The organism is Bradyrhizobium guangdongense (assembly GCF_004114975.1).
Taxonomy (GTDB): Bacteria; Pseudomonadota; Alphaproteobacteria; order Rhizobiales; family Xanthobacteraceae; genus Bradyrhizobium; species Bradyrhizobium guangdongense.
The window spans coordinates 2,720,168-2,736,580 of record NZ_CP030051.1; the positions used below are offsets into that span (position 1 = coordinate 2,720,168).

At 55.4% G+C, this 16,413-nt stretch carries 12 protein-coding genes; 6 read left to right on the plus strand and 6 right to left on the minus strand.

Annotation, left to right across the window (positions count from 1 at the left end; translation table 11 throughout):
* Nucleotides 1–197: 197 nt before the first annotated feature.
* Nucleotides 198–1,673 carry an FAD-dependent oxidoreductase gene (locus tag X265_RS12950; protein ID WP_128965160.1) on the plus strand — a complete coding sequence of 492 codons (1,476 nt, stop codon included), beginning with the start codon at nucleotides 198–200 and terminating at the stop codon, nucleotides 1,671–1,673.
* Between the two features lie 591 nt (nucleotides 1,674–2,264).
* Here the strand turns inward: X265_RS12950 and X265_RS12960 are convergent.
* The 3 genes from X265_RS12960 to X265_RS12970 form a co-directional block, all read right to left on the minus strand.
* Nucleotides 2,265–3,446, minus strand: a complete 1,182-nt coding sequence (locus X265_RS12960; protein WP_164938554.1) for an acyltransferase family protein — start codon at nucleotides 3,444–3,446, stop codon at nucleotides 2,265–2,267.
* Between the two features lie 7 nt (nucleotides 3,447–3,453).
* Complete coding sequence (locus tag X265_RS12965; protein ID WP_245478052.1) at nucleotides 3,454–4,407, minus strand: glycosyltransferase family 2 protein; 954 nt, start codon at nucleotides 4,405–4,407, stop codon at nucleotides 3,454–3,456.
* 72 nt (nucleotides 4,408–4,479) lie between these two features.
* Nucleotides 4,480–5,505: a glycosyltransferase family 2 protein gene (locus X265_RS12970; protein WP_208764276.1), complete on the minus strand. Its 1,026-nt coding sequence runs from the start codon at nucleotides 5,503–5,505 to the stop codon at nucleotides 4,480–4,482.
* 440 nt (nucleotides 5,506–5,945) lie between these two features.
* On the opposite strand from X265_RS12970, the gene X265_RS12975 reads away from it, so the two are divergent.
* Together X265_RS12975 and X265_RS12980 are read left to right on the plus strand one after the other, a co-directional pair.
* Complete coding sequence (locus tag X265_RS12975; RefSeq protein WP_128965163.1) at nucleotides 5,946–6,959, plus strand: WecB/TagA/CpsF family glycosyltransferase; 1,014 nt, start codon at nucleotides 5,946–5,948, stop codon at nucleotides 6,957–6,959.
* A gap of 50 nt (nucleotides 6,960–7,009) precedes the next feature.
* Nucleotides 7,010–9,409 carry a tetratricopeptide repeat protein gene (locus X265_RS12980; RefSeq protein ID WP_164938555.1) on the plus strand — a complete coding sequence of 800 codons (2,400 nt, stop codon included), beginning with the start codon at nucleotides 7,010–7,012 and terminating at the stop codon, nucleotides 9,407–9,409.
* Here the strand turns inward: X265_RS12980 and X265_RS12985 are convergent.
* The 3 genes from X265_RS12985 to X265_RS12995 form a co-directional block, all read right to left on the minus strand.
* On the minus strand, nucleotides 9,406–10,647 hold the full coding sequence (locus tag X265_RS12985; RefSeq protein ID WP_128965165.1) for a hypothetical protein: 1,242 nt from the start codon (nucleotides 10,645–10,647) through the stop codon (nucleotides 9,406–9,408). The genes X265_RS12980 and X265_RS12985 overlap by 4 nt on opposite strands.
* Before the next feature lie 35 nt (nucleotides 10,648–10,682).
* A complete protein-coding gene (locus X265_RS12990) occupies nucleotides 10,683–11,270 on the minus strand; it encodes a polysaccharide biosynthesis/export family protein (protein ID WP_128965166.1) in 588 nt (195 codons plus the stop codon).
* A 122-nt stretch (nucleotides 11,271–11,392) separates the two neighbouring features.
* A complete protein-coding gene (locus X265_RS12995) occupies nucleotides 11,393–12,229 on the minus strand; it encodes an ExeA family protein (RefSeq protein WP_128965167.1) in 837 nt (278 codons plus the stop codon).
* 262 nt (nucleotides 12,230–12,491) lie between these two features.
* On the opposite strand from X265_RS12995, the gene X265_RS13000 reads away from it, so the two are divergent.
* The 3 genes from X265_RS13000 to X265_RS13010 all read left to right on the plus strand — a co-directional run bounded on the left by X265_RS13000 (nucleotide 12,492) and on the right by X265_RS13010 (nucleotide 15,803).
* On the plus strand, nucleotides 12,492–13,892 hold the full coding sequence (locus X265_RS13000; RefSeq protein WP_128965168.1) for a GumC family protein: 1,401 nt from the start codon (nucleotides 12,492–12,494) through the stop codon (nucleotides 13,890–13,892).
* A 10-nt stretch (nucleotides 13,893–13,902) separates the two neighbouring features.
* Nucleotides 13,903–14,715 (plus strand): CpsD/CapB family tyrosine-protein kinase, encoded by an 813-nt coding sequence (locus X265_RS13005; RefSeq protein ID WP_128965169.1) that lies wholly within the window; start codon nucleotides 13,903–13,905, stop codon nucleotides 14,713–14,715.
* 386 nt (nucleotides 14,716–15,101) lie between these two features.
* On the plus strand, nucleotides 15,102–15,803 hold the full coding sequence (locus X265_RS13010; protein ID WP_128965170.1) for a PEP-CTERM sorting domain-containing protein: 702 nt from the start codon (nucleotides 15,102–15,104) through the stop codon (nucleotides 15,801–15,803).
* Nucleotides 15,804–16,413 lie beyond the last annotated feature (610 nt).

The window sequence follows — 16,413 nt, forward strand, 5'->3', positions numbered from 1 at the left end:
CGTGGGAGGTGGCGCGTTCAACGGCTCACGCGACGTGAATTCGGCTGCACTCTCCTAAAAGTCGCTGGTTATCCAGTATTTGGATCCTTAATAGCCGGGCTCCTTCGAGCAGAGGATTCGCGCGAAGATTATGTAGTCGTGAACGGGTGGATCCTAACAAAAAAGGACGTCCGCTTTCATCAGAAACGTCGCTTGTTATGATCTTTGATTTCAGTGAGAATTCATCGAGAGTAGAGGCCCGCGGGCGATACGACGTTTGCATTTGCGGCACAGGGCCGGCCGGCATCACCGCAGCACTGCGATTGGCTGCGCGGAACAAGCGTGTTCTTCTACTAGAGGGTGGAGACCTCTCCTACACGGACAGATCTCAAGACCTGTATCAAGGAAAAAGCGTCGGCCGACAATATTGGCACGTCCAAAGTGGTCGTTTGCGATATTTCGGCGGTACGTCCAACCATTGGACAGGCAGGTGCGGATTATTTGATGCGATCGATTTTGAACGGCGTGGCTATTTCGGTTTGCCAGGGTGGCCCATTTCCAGAAGCGAGGTCTTAGCTCGACTCGCGGAGGCCAAGGAAATTCTCGATGTGGGAGGAAAGGATCTAGACCCGCATTACGATCCTGAATTTAACTCGAGTATCTTTGCTCAGAGCGGATTCGCTTTAAGTCCACCCACGAGGTTTGCGGAAAAGTACGCATCCGATTTGAAGTCTTCCGATCGAATTGATTTGTTCTATAATGCCAATTTGGTTGATATCCGGCTCGGTGATAATCGAACTTCGATTGAAAGTTTTTCGATTCGAAGCTTTGGCGGAAAAGAGGCTAGGATTTCTGCATCTTGTTATGTCTTGGCGCTTGGTGCGATCGAGAACGCGCGGCTTCTTTTACATTCAAACAAGCAGGAGCCTGACGGAATCGGCAATCGCAACGGAATGGTTGGTCGTTGCTTCATGGAGCATCTCAATGTTTCTGTTGGCCGCTTCTTGGTGACCGATCCAAGTTTTTGGGGCAAGGATTGGGCGATCGTGCCGACAGCTGACACGATACGAAAGGAAAACATTGGAAACGGGATTCTGCATTTCGAGCCCAATTCGTCACCGCAAAGTTCTGGGCGCTTACGCGTCTTGAAGCAATTCTTGCGTGAAACGAGCTGCGGAATTCCGAGTCTGGCCAAGGTTGCAAGGGCGGTCATCGATTATGATTGCCCTGGTGACGGGCTGATTACCACACTGATTGAACAAACGCCCAATCTCGCCAGTCGAGTTAGCTTGGGCGGCGATCTGGACGAATTCGGGATGCGTAAGGTTCGGCTCGACTGGGAGTTCAGAGAGGAGGATTTGCGTACTATCCGTACTCTTGCGATAAAAGCATCGCAGGAAATGGCGCGACTCGATCGTGCTCGCGTTCAGCTAGCTGCGTTTATCTTAGATCCGAAGCTCGAAATCGAAATCGGGGGCCATGCCCATCAGATGGGGACCACGCGTATGGCCTCTGCCCCCGAATTTGGCGTTGTAGATGAAAACTGCAGAGTTCATGGGATCGATAACTTGTACATCGCAGGTAGTTCCGTCTTTCCTACCGGCGGCGGAACAAACCCCACCTTGACGGTCGTTCTCTTGGCGCTCCGACTTGCAGACCACCTTGCGACAGTTGAGGCGCCGAGTAGAATGTGATTCTTGAGCGGTGCGGTTTGTCTTTGTTCGTGGCAGACTAACAGTCCGAGTTCGGCCGCTATTTGGCAATCAAAAACAGCCGCTAGCTCTTAGGAGGCCAAGTAGTAACCACTGCGTTGGCCGAAATCTCTGAATGAGCCGGTACGATAACGGGGCCGAGCACTTTGGCGCCGGCACCCACGTCCACGTGCCCCTCCAGAACCGGCACACCGCCACCGCGGCGCGTTCCGAGTGTCACCTGCTGAAACAGGAGGCAATTGACACCTATCACTGCGTCGGGATGAATCACGATCCCGTTGGGATGGGGCATCAAAAGTCCGCCTCCGATATTGCATGTTAAGGGGATATCCGCGCCTGTAACAACGCTCCAGAAGCGGTGCTCGAGAGCGCAGAGCCGTCGTTGCAATCTCGAGAAGACGTCGGATCTTTGCTCTTGCTTCTGGTAGCGGCGAATCGTTTTCAAAAGCTGTTTGCTCGGTTGCCAGAAAGCCGTAACTTTCTCGCGAGACCAATCCGGAATGGTTGCGCTTATATCAGATGTCGTCAATCGAATAGCCTATGTGGATTAGTGAATTCATATTCGGCACGAGCTCAGTAGAATTCAGTTGATGCAGTTACACCTCCCAAAATGCCCAGCAGAACTAGCGTATACGCTAAGGCCCCGAGCGTTTTACCGAGGGTGGGGGAATAGTAAGGCCCACGATTTTTCATTACGTTCCGATCGACCAAATAGTAGGTACAGCTAGCGACGATGACAGCTAACCCATACGAACAGAAGCCTAGAGCGGGTTGAGCGAGCCAGCCAACATGCTTCGCCACTCCGTTCAAGACGAAGGCCGCTATCCAATGATTCAGATACATTGGGTAAGAGATCGCACCGGCAAGTATGCCCGGTTGGGTTCTTAAACCGGGCCTTGCGCAGAGAAGAACTATGCATAAAGCAAAGGGCGGAGCCCCGACGGGATAGTAACCAGGCTGCACCAACAAGATGAGAGAGCTTGTCGCAGCTATAGAAAGAAAGATGATCGACCGCCGTCGGAGGTGAAGGTCGCCAAATCGAGCCTGAACGCTTGCCGCCGAAACACCGATGCTGATCGAGGCGAAGTCCGTCAGACCAAAATATAAGACCGCCAGCGATACCACCATCCATAGCTGTGGGACGCGGCCGAAGCGCGAGCCAAGGATTATGAGCGGCGCGACGAGATAGAATTGCTCTTCGACAGAGATGCTCCAGAACCCATTACCAGTGCCCTTCAAGGGCATCTCCGCAAGTGCGGCAGCCGCATCCGGACGGAGCGAGAACCAGTTGTGGGTAAACGATAAGTCGTAAAATAGAAATTCAAGCCATCTGCCTGTGATAGGCTCACGTAACGCGCTGACGGTATATAACGCACCGATCGCAAAAAAATATGGTACCCAGATTCGGGTAGCCCGGTTGAAGAAGAAGCGTGGAAGCTGCTTGATAGATGAGCGGATCAGGATCGACCCGATGAGCCAGCCGCTCAGCGCAAAGAAGACCTGGACCGAGAGATTGCCCGTGACATCACTGTGTGGGACGATGCCCTCATGCCCGAGGGCTACTATTGATGCCAGAGAGAACCGAAGCCAATCGAAGAGCGGATACTCGGCGGCTGGCCGGCTAGGTGCAGCCAAGATCTCGGGGCCGATTTGGTCATGGCGAGTGATGAGGTAGTCCGCCGGACCGAACGTCGATGCGCTCGAAATCGATGCATCTCTCTCCTCATGTCGTGCATCTTTCGGAGCGATGCGCAAGCTGTTCTCATTTATACTCAATGATAGCGGTCCCGGTTCTGAGAAGTCGATCTAACAGAAATCTCAGCTGTCCAATTCCTTCTGGGAGTCGCCCCAACAGCTCGAAGAAGGCGAGTTGGCTCCGTTCACGCCAACTACCCTGCTGTTGCGCGGCCCTCCGCAAGAATTGCAGAGGATAGGCAGCCAACAGAACGAGACCTTGTAGGCCAAAAACTACGACGGCTATCGCGCACGCAACTGGCAGCCAGATGGCCCAAATCCAAGCGCGTCGGCTCTCCCAGACCCAATGACGCTCTGGGGCCCCACCGTGCAGATGGCTACCCTGGGCGAAAGCATAGCCGGAACGGACACGGCGGAGCCACCATTGCCGGAAGCGCGTCATAGCGGCATCGTGAAATCCCATTTCTTTGTCGATCCGCCAGACGGAGGAACCCAGCCGACGAAGCCTAACGCAAAGCTCGGGCTCCTCACCAGCAATCAGATCCTCGCGATATCCACCGACCCGCATCACTGCTGCAAGTTGCATCATGGCATTTCCGCCGCAGTGCTTTACTTCCCCGATCGGGACGTCCCACTCTCTGTCACAAAGCCAGTTGTAGATCGAGCCTTCTGGATTCCGTTCCCGGAGTCGGCCAAATACTGCCGCAACCTCAGGATGTTTATCTAGGAAATCGCTCGCCTCATTAAGCCAGCCTTCGGCCAGCTCACAGTCGCCATCAACGAACTGCACGAAGGACAAATCGGGAGCGAGTTCTTGCAGACGCTGAAGTCCAGCATTGCGGGCACGCGCAGCCGTGAACCCGATGGACAGGTCAAGCTCGACGACCTCGATTCCTTGCTCTCGCGCCCAAGCGACTGACCCATCGCTCGAACCGGAATCGACGTAAACGACCATTTGAACCTGACGAACCGACAAAAGACAGCGCTTGAGCCGTTCACCCTCATTGCGGCCGATCGCCACGGCTCCAAGTATAGCCCGCCGATTGGTCGAACTTCCGTTGATGGCAGCTAGCTCTTGCATCGCGGGTTGCGCCTACTGTGTCGGACGAGTTGCCCAAGCCGTTGAGACCAAGATCCGCATCGTGCTTGCAGCGTGCGCGAGCGCTAGCCGCGCTCGTCTCAAATCGCTCCGCTTCAGCGCGTGACGGGCAGCGGTGAGGCCGTCCGCCACGAAAGTCAAAAAGAACGCGGTAAAAACACCTGCCATTCCGTAGTGCTTGCGGAAATAAAGCAACTCACTTTCAATCTGGAGTGAGGATATTTGTTGAGAGGCATCAAGGGGCGTCCCGTCGGCCTTGGCGCTCTCACCGCCCAGGTGAATGACGCTGACGTGGGGATAGAAAATCACTTCCCATCCTGCCTGGCGCACGCGCCGGCAATGATCCACCTCCTCGGAGTACATGAAAAATCGAGGATCGAACAAGCCGACCTGATCGATCACCTCACGCCTGATAAGATAATAGCAGCCCGGAACCCAATCGCAGGCTCGCGTGGATGCATGGTCCCACTCCAAGTCGTCAATCATTTTCGTATCGGGAAATAAGCGCTGCAAACCCGTCCGGAGAAGAAACGAATTCCAAGGGGTCGGAAAATATCGGCAGCAGGGCTGCAGCGAGCCATCTTCGCCGACTAACTTAACACCGAGCACACCACATCTCGGATGCTGCTCTATGAAGCTGACGGTCTGCGCTAGAGCGTCAGCGCCAACAAAGGCATCGGTGTTGAGAAGAAGAACATAGCGCCCCCGAGCTTTGGTCAACGCAAGATTATTTGCTCTTCCGAAGCCCAGATTGACCTCACTCCGGATCAGCTCAACCTCAGGATAGCGCGCCGAGAGGAGGGCGACGGACTCGTCCTTCGAATTATTGTCGACGACAATTATCTGCAGCCGAAGATTTCCGGCCCCGGCGGCGAGGCTCGCCATCATTCGGTCGATTAAGTGCTGGGTGTTGTAGTTAACGACCAACACACTGACATCTGGAACCGGAGCGAATTCCAAAGTAACGAGCCTTGTCGGAGAAACATCGACTTTTTTCTTACGTTCTGATCCAAATTGCAATGGTGAGCTCAGCGTGTGGTTACCTCAAAACGGTTATTTACCTCTAGCCCTAGAGACGGAGGTTGTTTTGGCGGTGCGTAATCTTCCTTCACCCCGGAGAAGGATTATTGTAGCAGTGCCAGTTCGGATCCAAAGGCGGTACTCGAAAACTTCCATTTGACCCATTAATCACACGAATTAATTGGATTTTACCGACCGAATTTGGCATGGTAGGTTGTTACTAACCTTTAAAGACTTTACGAGGCGCAGCGCGGGCCTCCTTTTTATATGCAGGGCGTTTTGTGTTAAATAGCTTGCGAACACGCCGCACCGGATTGCTCCCAGACGAGGGGATAGTCGCCCCCGTTCCCGTTTCCGAGCATGATGATCTTGCCCGTGACGTGTATGGCTTATTGGGAGTACCGATCGACGCGATCGATTTTCCGGTCTTGCTCAGGCGAATGGCCGAAGCAGCCGAGCGGGGCTGGCCTGCGCTGATCTCGACACCCAATGTGAATTTTCTCGTCAAGAGTCAGTGCAATGCAGCATTTCGCGAAAGCATTTTGGCCAGCGATCTCTGTCTGGTTGATGGAATGCCGCTAATCTGGATCGCCAAGTTCCTGCGGATCCCGATCAAAGAGAGAATCGCCGGCAGTGATTTGTTCGGTCGGCTTAAAGCAAGAAGAGACATGGGACCCCGGATTCGCGTTTTCCTGTTCGGAGGCCAGGATGATCTCGTTGCAAAAGTCGGCGACATACTCAATGCAACCAACAGCGGCATGCAATGTGTCGGGGCCCTCAATCCAGGATTCGGAACCATTGAGGAGATGAGTTCGCCTCAAATCATCGAGGCTATCAATGAAAGCGGGGCCGACCTGCTGGCCGTGTTTCTTGGTGCCGAGAAAGCCCAGGCTTGGCTCATGCACAATCACCGGAGCTTGCGCCCGCCCGTTCGAGCGCAATTTGGTGCCACTATCAATTTCGAGGCTGGAACGGTGAGGCGAGCGCCCCCGCTCCTGAGGAGTACCGGCTTTGAGTGGTTGTGGCGGATCAAGGAGGAACCTCACCTTTGGCGCCGCTACCTGAGTGACGGAACTACACTTCTTCGAATGCTGGTAACGTCGGTCCTGCCCACGATGATGCAGTTGCGTCGGGTGCCGCAAGATGCTCCCTTGTCGGTCCTTGTGGATGAGGAACCATCATGGGTCACCGTCAGGCTTACTGGCGCCGCCATCGAAGTGAACCTGGGGACGGCTCTTGCTCAGTTCCGGGCCGCTCTCAGCACGGGCAAAATTATCAGAATCGACCTCGCCCAAGTTGGAAGTATCGATGCTCGGTTCTTCGGTTTATTTTTAATGCTGCGAAAGACAGTGGCCCGGCGGGGTCAATCGCTGCAGTTCACCGGGATATCGCGAGCTGTGCGTCGTCTATTTAGGTTAAATCGATTCGAATATCTTTTGCCGGCTGATATATGATAGCCAGGCGTCTGCCGCAGAGACCGCGTCTGCACGTATCCGAGTTTGCCATGATCAACCTCTATCCCCGATTCCTACCCGGCGCCGCGATTTGCGTCGCTCTCATTGCACTGCTTGGCGGATGTGGATCGCCTGAACAGCAGGCCCAAAGCTATTACGAGCGGGGGATGGCGCTCATTCAGAAGAAGGATGACCTCGGCGCGCGCAAAGAACTGCTTGCTGCGGTCAAGTACAAGAGCGACAAGGTCGAGGTCTGGCGGGCGCTCGCCGGCATCGATGAAAGAACAAAATCAACTTCGCTGTTTCTGGATCTGCGTAGAATCGTTGAGCTCGATCCCAATGATTTGGACGCACGGCTGAAGCTCGCTCGCATCATGCTCGCGGGCGGAGCGATTGAAGGTGCGCAGCGAGTAATCGATGCAGCGAATGAGGGCGAGAAGCCCAGCGCGGAGCTTCACGCTTTGAAAGCGTTGACGCTTCTCAAAGCCAAAGAAACCTCGTCCGCCATGAAGGAGGCGCAGCGCGCCTTCGAGATTGACCCGAAGAATGCGGACGCTCTTTTGGTGCTCGCTTCCAAGAAACTGTCCGACGGCGACGCTGATGGCGCACTGAGGCTTTTGGACTCCGTACCTGAATCCGCGTCGAGGGATGAGCTCCGTATTTCGCTGTTGAGGGCGGACATTCTCGCTCGAAGAGGCGACCTGCCGAAGGCAGAGGGCATCATTCGAAAGATTTATGCCGACCATCCTCAGGAGGAGGTATATCGTTCACAGCTCATTCAGCTGTTGATCGCCGAGCGCAAATTTGACGATGCAGAGAAAGAGCTGCGGGCCAAGACCCAGGCGCTTCCGAATGATAGCAAGGTCGGGCTCGACCTGGTCCGGTTCCTGACCGCTTACAGGGGGCCGGACGCCGGTCGCGCCGAACTCGATGCGCGTATCAAGGGGACCAGCGACAATTTCGACTACCGGATAGCTCTGGCCGAGCTTGATTTTGCCCAGAAGCGCTTCAGCGACGCGACGAAGAGTTTGAGAGATCTCGCGGACAACGCTGACAGTTCGGCTAGGAAAATCGCTGCAGAGCTGAAGCTCGCAGAAATGACTGTTGCGCAAGGAGATCAGCAGGGAACACAGGCACTCGTGGCCGATATTCTCTCGAAAGACAAGCGCAACGGTGGCGCACTACGCCTGCGTGCCGCCATGAACGTGGATAAGGGCCAGATCGATGCTGCGATTGCAGATCTTCGCGAAGCACTGAATGATCAACCAAAGTCTCCGGAGCTTCTGATGCTCCTGGGCCTTGCCTACGAGCGAGGCGGCAAGAATGAGCTAGCTGATCGGCAGTATGCCGACGCGCTGAAAGCCTCGAACCTTAATCCAAACGTAGCTCTGCGATATGTCTCTTTCCTGCAGAAAAGGAACGATGCTGCGCGGGCTGAGGACGTCCTCGTTCAGGTCAATAATCGGAATCCGAATAACCTTCAGGTCTTGTCATCGTTGGCTCAAGTGCGACTGAGCCGTCAGAACTGGGCGGGGGCGCTTGCTGTTGCCGATTCTTTGCCGCGTAGCAAAGAAGGACAAGTGCTGGCGGGTGAGATCAAGGCTGCTGCCCTCGGGGGGCAAAACAAGATTGATGGGAGCATTGCCGCGCTGGAGGAAGCGCACAAGCTAGTGCCTGAGGCGGTCCAACCGGTAGTCGCGCTCGCCTCCGCCTACATTTCCAAGGGGCGTGCAGACCAAGCTACCGCCTTGCTGCAGGATATGAATCAGCGGTTTCCAGACAATGCCAGGCTCCTGGTGCTGCTTGGGCAGGCGAAGCTAGCCCAGAAGAAGGACGATGAGGCCATCGCCGCCTTCAACGAGGCCATGGCAAAGCAACCGAAGGATGTGACGGGCTACACAGCGCTGAATGAATACTATATCCGGAGCAAGAACTACCCCGCTGCTGAGAAGGTGCTGCAGTCAGGGCTGAAAGAAATGCCGAAAGACCTGAACCTGCGCCTCTCGCTCGGTAGCCTCCAGATTCTGAAAGGCAACACCGAAGGCGCAATGGCTGAGTACGAAGCTATACTCAAGGAGCAGCCCACGTCGCAGGTGGCTGCCAATAACCTCGTCAGCTTGATTCTGGACAATCGTTCGGACAAGGAAAGCCTCGATCGTGCATTCTCGTTATCTGAGATACTGAAGGATTCCAGCCTGCCACAACTCCAGGACACTTTTGGGTGGGCTCGGTACAAACAGGGCGATCTAAAAGGTGCAATTTCTGTCCTGGAAACCGCAGCCGCGAAGATCCCAAATGTCGCTGCCGTTCAATATCATCTCGGAATGAGCTACGCGGCCGCAGGAGAACGGGACAAGGCGGGGGGAGCGCTCAAGAAGGCGTTTGATCTGGAGCCGGAGGGCACGCGACTAAAGGAAACAATCCGTTCGGCAATGAAATCTAACGGTTAGTAGCTACCGGGTGGTACAAGCACGTAACTGTGCGTGAAAACGAAGAGCAGGCTGTGAGAGTCGGCAGGGCCCGTTCCTGAAACGGTCTGAATGCCCGTCAGCGGGTCGATCGTATTAAGTCCCGTGCTGGCAAAGCGGTGCTGGTAGCGATACGTGAACTGGCCAAGCCATTCGCGCGTAAAGTTGTAGCTGTAAGTGGCTGATGCAGACGCATAGTCTGTGGTTGTCGTCGATATCTGCCTGTTACCGCTAGCCGAAAGCGATAGGCTCGAGTGGCTGTTGATCGTGTATATGAGGTTCGCGCTTAGCGTGTCTCGCTTGAAGATCGATCCCACTACGCTTGGTCCGACCGACTGACTTGCGAGGAATGTCAGTGTCGTATCTTTCATCATCTTGTAGGTGAGAACCGCGTCACCAATCCAATCCAGAACGGAACTAGAAACTGCGCCGGTTGCTCCAGCCCCGCCGAAGGGCGAAGTAGGCACGCCATTCTCGGTCACGAGGAAGGCCGGACCGACATTCCCCCGAAAAGATAGAAGCGGCGAAAGTGTTGCATCCACGCCGACCTGTTCGCGGTAGATCTGGACGCGTGAGTTGAAAACATTGTCGTAGTCCAGCAACTCAGCCTCTGACGAGAGGTTCACTGCCACAATGGGGCTAAAGGAGTGGCGCCAGGAGCCTCGTGCCAAGGTGTCGGTGAAGGGCAGGCCGCCACTCGACGGCTCGTAGCTGGTGCGCGTCGATGTGGCAAAAAGGCTCACGAAGTCAAGGTGCGTGGGCGCGCGATCGATCCCGCCACTGGTCGTCAAGCGATCGAGAAATCCGCTTGTGCGGGTTGAAACACCAAGGTCGTTCAGGATGGCGAGCGCGGTGCTTTGCTGCCGCCAGGAGGCTTGAACAAATTCGCGATCGAAGTTTGTTTTCTCGTTCTGCTGGTAGCGTGCGGTGAAGCCGTAATTGAGAAACTCCGATGTTGAGCCATGGATGCCCGGCCCCCAGTATTTCTTGTAGGTCCCGTCGCCGTCAAAATCGAATTTTGAGGTTGGTGTTCGTGCTTCTGCATTTGCAGTCAGAGTTGAATATGAGCCAAGAGACCCCGCCTGATATGGCCGCAGAAGCAGATTACTGTTGACTTCAACACTTTCGCTTTGGGTCGTATTGATGGACCAGTCGAACGCAAATGCAGCCGAGGGCGCTATGCAAAGGCATACCGAGACCGTGGCGGCAATTCTTTTCACGGCAGGTACTGCCTCTGACCAGCGTTAACGCGTTTTCAGTCGAACAAACCTCTTTCGGGCACAACAATGACATCGCCGCGCCGAAGCGTGATATTCCCTTCGAGGTCTGCGCCGGCCTCGTACGCGCGGTAGTTGAACACAAAGATCGTCTCGTCACCTCCTGGCGCGCGCCTGCGGACCTGAATGCGCTTCTTCGATGCATAAGGTCCAAACCCGCCGGCCAAGGCAATGGCCTGCATGAGCGTGGTCGGCTGTCGCACGACGTAAGAGCCGGGCCTTAGAACCTCTCCGGTGACGAAGACCTTTGGCTTTAGATCCTCTTCGGGCACTTCTTCTTTCGGAGCGTTCGCGATCGCGACAGTCACGTCCAGCGTGTCATCCTTGTAATTCGGCTTGAGCTTGGCCTTGAGGATATTTTCCAGCGCAACGGGAGTGAGACCTCGCGCGCGGATGTGGCCAGCGAGGGGAAACGCGATCTCACCCAGCGGATCCACCACTACAGTACGGTCAAGCTTCGGGTCCTGCAGGACGGTAATCGAGAGCGTATCACCCGATTTGAGGGTCTGGGCGTCGGCAGCGGAAATCAGCCAACCAAAACAAAACAAAACGAGCAGGATCCGCATGTCCATTCCCCCAAAACCGTTAAACCAAAGCCAACTGTCGCGATGCCATCACCCGGATGGTCGATGTCATCGCGCCGCGGCAAACCCCGAGTCTCGAGAGGAAAGTAATGCTCTTCAGCTACTTAGGGAACGGCAGGCGACTGTCTGACGGGAAAAATGCTGTACTGTTGCTTGTCTGCAATAACGTCGCGCACCAGATGTTCGGAGATCACGTCCTGATCATTCGCGAATCCATAGACCAGCGACGTATCGCATAACACGTTGATAATACGAGGAATTCCGCCGCTTGCCGACGCGATAAGCGAGCAAGCTTCCGGAGTGAAGAGTTGCCGCTGGGCTCCCACAGCGCGAAGGCGAAAATCGATGTAGTTTGCGACCTCCGATCGGTCGAGTGGCCTAAGGTGGAAGTCGGACGAGATGCGTTGGGCGAATTGATGCAACTGCGGCATTAGCAATAGATCCCGCAACTGGGGCTGTCCCACCAGGATAAGCTGAAGGATCTGAAACTTGTCCGCGTTGATGTTAGACAGCATCCGGAGATGCTCTAATGCTTCGGGTTCTAGATTTTGGGCCTCATCGATAATAAGGATCGTCCTTCGCCCGCCAGCATATTGTCCATACAGGTAATCCTGGAAGCGTTTGAAAAGGTTGGCATAATCCCCTTCGAATGGCTGGTTCAGGGACATCAGAATCCATTGCAGCAGCTCTTGGCGCCCCTGCGGTGAATTTGAGATCAGTCCAATGGTAATTCCGGCGTTCACCTTTTTCAGGAGGTGCCGTACCAAGGTGGTTTTTCCCGAGCCGATTTCGCCGGTAATTACGGTGAACCCCGCGTTGTTCATGACGCCGAATTCCAGCATCGTGAACGCCATGGAGTGCATTTTACCCCAGTAGATGAGATCGGGATCGGGAAGAATTGAGAACGGCTTCTCCCGAAGGTGATAGAATGCCTCGTACATTGATGTTCCTTGACCGCTGGCGGTCAATATAAACACAATTAGCTAAGAGTACTTCGGTTACAGGCTAGATTTTGCGAGCTACGTAAACGCGCTCCTGCAAAGGTTCAAAGAGCGGAACCCGTTAAGGAAAATTTAAATTTCCTTTCCGCAGGACAACAATTCGTAAGTTCCGTCGAAATTTGATGCTAGAATTAATAAGTGGCAGTTCTTTATCGCTTTCCAGCGCGTTGCTGCCGCCTCGTTTCATTGAAGGCTTCGCTCCATGCTGCAAAAGCTTAATTTCGAGGACGATTTTCAGGCGACCGAACAGGAGGATCGAGGCCACCTCCTGAGACCCGGCTTCTACTGGAGCGTGTTCAAGAGACGGTGGCCCTATTTCGTTCTTCCGTTCATGGTGATCGCGTCCGCGGGTGTTGCCGGAGCGCTGCTCTGGCCCGCGACTTATCTGTCGGAAGGGAAGATACTGGTTCAGACTCAACAGATTCCATCTGATCTCGTCAGGCCGACGGTTACCAATGCTGCTCAAGAACGCATTCAGGTGATCGAGCAGCGAACCATGACCCGCGATAATCTGATCGCCATTGCGGACAGATTCCAGCTTTTCCCCGAAAAGCGAACATTGATGTCTCCGACAGAGCTTGTCGAGCTGATGAGGAAGAGCACGAAGATCGAGCCAGTCGATCTTCACCTGGATTTCAAGCAGCGAACTCGCGCCGCGCTGGAGAACCCAACCATCGTCTTTTCGGTGGGCTTTTTGTACAATGATGCTGCTGTGGCCACGCGTGTGGCCAACGAACTAATGACGCGCATCCTGAATGAGGATTTGCGCGACCGTACAAGTCGCGCAACTGACACCACCAAGTTCTTGGAGCGTGAAGTTCAACGTCTTCAGGCCGAAAATGTCGCCCTTGACGCCAAAATCGCGCAGCTAAAACTTGTGCAGCAGGCGAGGCCGTCTCCGCTGGCTTCCGGTCCCGACGCCCCCGCGGGGACACTTGGGCAGCTCAAGGCTGAGCTGATCCAAAAAGGCGCACTCTACTCGGAGCGCCATCCTGCCATTCAGTCGCTGAAGCGCCAGATCGAGGCGATGGAAAAGGCCACAACAACGCCCGTGGCCCCAGCGGCAGGTAGCAGCAACACGGCCTCGAGTAACGGCAATGATCCTGCGGTTCTCGCGGCAAGCCTGGAGGCCCTTACCGCCCAGCAGGAAGGCTTGCAAAAGAATCTCGAGACTGCAACCGCCAAGCTGATGGCCGCGCGCCTTGGTGAGAATCTTGAAAAGGATCAGCAGTCTGAAAAGCTCGAGGTGATTGAACAGCCAACGGTGCCGCAGGAGCCAGTCAAGCCCAATCGTCCGAAGGTTGCAGCCCTTGCCTTCGCTCTCGCGTTCGCGGCGGGTGCCGGCCTGACATTTCTGATGGAGTTTTCCGACAAGGCCATTCGTCGTAGCTCTGATATGTTCTCGGTTGTCGAGTTTCCGCTCATCGTTTCGATCCCGTACATTACAACGGTTACAGAGACACGCAGTCACCGGAGGCGCATTATAGCTGCCTCTGTCATGGTCATTGCAGCTGTGGTCGGCTTGGCAGCGATCGCATTTTTCGTCCTACCGCCGCTCGATCTGATGTTTGCCAAGGCCCGTGTCGGCCTCTTCCGCCTTTAGGAGTTCGCAAGTGGATTCGATCAAGCACGCAGTCGAGTTGGCACGTTCAGCTGAACAGGGCGCTCGAATTGTCCAACCCCATTCTGTTGGACCGCAGGGCAACGCTTCAGATGCAATCCGGGAGATCCGACTTAATTCCGCGCATCTCGAGAAAAATCGTATTGTGGCGCACGGCGGTATTTCGGGGCAGCCTGGGCGCTACTACGATATGCTCAGAACGCAAGTTCTGCAGGAGATGGACAAAAAGGGATGGCAGTTCCTCGCGGTCACGTCTCCAACGCCAGGATGCGGTAAGACGGTGACGGCTTGTAATCTCGCCATGAGCATCGCGAGACTTCCTGAGCGCTCGGTCCTTCTTGTCGACCTTGATCTGCGTAAGCCTACGCTTGCCACATATTTGGGTTTCAAGCCCGAGCATGACATCATTGACGTGCTTGAGGGGCAAGACGCTCTGGCGTCGGCTGTCGTGGAAGCCGCGATTGGCCCAACCAAGATGCTCGTTTTGCCGGGGTCGACAACTTCTCACAATTCATCGGAGTGGATGGCCTCGCAGACTATGGCGACGCTGCTTGAGCGGATCAAACGGGATTTCAGGTCCCGCACGGTGATCTTCGACTTGCCGCCGATGCTGCTCGGCGATGATGTTATTTCCATTCTGCCCCGTATGGATGCGGTTCTCTTGATTGCAGCTGTCGGAAGCACCTCGGTTGCGGACATCAAGGAGTGCCAAAAGCACCTTCAGCGAACGCCCGTCGTCCGCGTCGTCGTCAACAAAACCGCTGGCGCCGCCGAGGAGGGTTTTTACGGCTACGGCTATTACTAGAAACGTGTCCTCTGCCGAGGCGGGCGGAGCCTCGATGAAAGTCGATCCGAGCAGTCAGACTCTGCTCAAACGCCAGAGCGTGCCGATTGCCCAGGGGGGGCATCGCGCAGCGCCAAGTTGAACCCGGTCGTCTACTCGGATCGGGAGATGTCACCTTACACTTGCCGTGGAAGTTGCGCCTGAAGAGGCTACGACCAGCCCTGTTCAAATCGGAATCAAAAAGGGACAGCCGCCGCAACAAGGCGGCGTGAGATCATAAGGACCTTTACCAGTGGTTGGATTGCGCAAATCTTGCGCGCGATACTGATCCTTGACTCTTTGTCAAGGCGCTTTTTATACTTATGCTGTTTTTATTGTAAATAACCAAATTAACAGTGGAGGATGGAATGAAATTCAATCCCCTCTTTAAGACGGCGCTTCAGCTTCCCATTGCCATCGGCCTGATCTGCTACAGCTGCGGTGCGCAGGCGGCGAGCTATAACATCGACATCTTCACAGGCTACTCGAGCTCCAATCCATTCGGCGGGTCGACATTCCTGGGTGGTGGCAGTCCAAGTCCTGATACGGGCTTCGCGGAGGTGGTGAATAATGGTCCCACGACGTTCACTGGTTCCGTGAGCACTACGGCCGTTTCGAATAGTGCGGGAGATTTGTCCAGTACGTTCCTCGGGCTAACCCTGGCTCCTGGTCAAGCTGTAAGTTTCGCAATCGGCACGGAGTCCAGCAATGTGGGTGGATTTAACGGACCCTTCGGCAGCCCGCAGCCCGGCGTTATCATTACCCTGAACGGGCTGTTCAATGGCCAGTCAGCATTATTGAGCGTGAACGATTCGAACATTCACTCGGGGGTATTTAGAACCAACCCCTTTGGGGTGACGCTCGACAACTACGTTCTCCAAGGCGGAGATCCGCTGGGTAGGGATACTGGCGACGGTTTCGAAGAATCCCAGGCCCAGGGACACGTCAACTTCTCTTCAGTGGGCGCCGTGCCCGAACCCTCCACGTGGGCGATGATGATCCTCGGCTTCTTCGGGCTCGGTTTCCTTGCCTATCGTCGCAAGGAGCAAGTCTCACTGACCGCAACCTGATCATCCGCTTCACCTACGAAACTGCGAGACCGCCTTCGGGCGGTCTTCGTTTTTGGTTTAGCCTCGGAGCAATGTGATCGATCGGGGCGGGAGGGAAGACGCGGTCTCGCGGCAGAAGCCAATCTATTTGCGATGTCGCAAAAATCGTTTTGTCGGCCGATGCGGCGCCTGACTGATCTTCCGGCTCATGATGCCGGGTGCTTCACGTCGAATATGCTCGATCCGGCACTTCCAGTCCGAGCGATGTGCTTGATTGCCGTGCCGAAGCGCCCATGCCGTACCGGGAGCGCGCGTTTAGGCGCAACAGTCTGCGCTCTGCGGGCCAGTGCGCATGCGCCGCGCTGCCTCCCCCCAATCGCCTCGTCCCATCTTGATCAGAGACAGCGAGCCATTCTGGCAGTTGGCCGGATTCCAAGTGACTTGGAGAATGGTCACTTGAACCATGGAACGCCGGAAGCGAACTCAGTTGTTCATCACGCGCGGGAGAGAATGAGGGCGTGCGTAGCTGGATCGGACGGAGGCTGGGGTCGCACAGGGCACGCGTGGAAATGGTGCGACGTCGACGAATGAGATGGCACCGCTCTGCGGGCCGCCAAGCGGGCCAAGTTGG

What these genes read in the sequence shown, in the direction of transcription:
- X265_RS12990 (WP_128965166.1), bottom strand. Translation starts at nt 11,270, where the DNA reads ATGCGGATCCTGCTCGTTTTGTTTTGTTTTGGTTGGCTGATTTCCGCT.
- X265_RS12950 (WP_128965160.1), top strand. Translation starts at nt 198, where the DNA reads ATGATCTTTGATTTCAGTGAGAATTCATCGAGAGTAGAGGCCCGCGGG.
- X265_RS12975 (WP_128965163.1), top strand. Translation starts at nt 5,946, where the DNA reads ATGGCCGAAGCAGCCGAGCGGGGCTGGCCTGCGCTGATCTCGACACCC.
- X265_RS13000 (WP_128965168.1), top strand. Translation starts at nt 12,492, where the DNA reads ATGCTGCAAAAGCTTAATTTCGAGGACGATTTTCAGGCGACCGAACAG.
- X265_RS13010 (WP_128965170.1), top strand. Translation starts at nt 15,102, where the DNA reads ATGAAATTCAATCCCCTCTTTAAGACGGCGCTTCAGCTTCCCATTGCC.
- X265_RS12980 (WP_164938555.1), top strand. Translation starts at nt 7,010, where the DNA reads ATGATCAACCTCTATCCCCGATTCCTACCCGGCGCCGCGATTTGCGTC.
- X265_RS12995 (WP_128965167.1), bottom strand. Translation starts at nt 12,229, where the DNA reads ATGTACGAGGCATTCTATCACCTTCGGGAGAAGCCGTTCTCAATTCTT.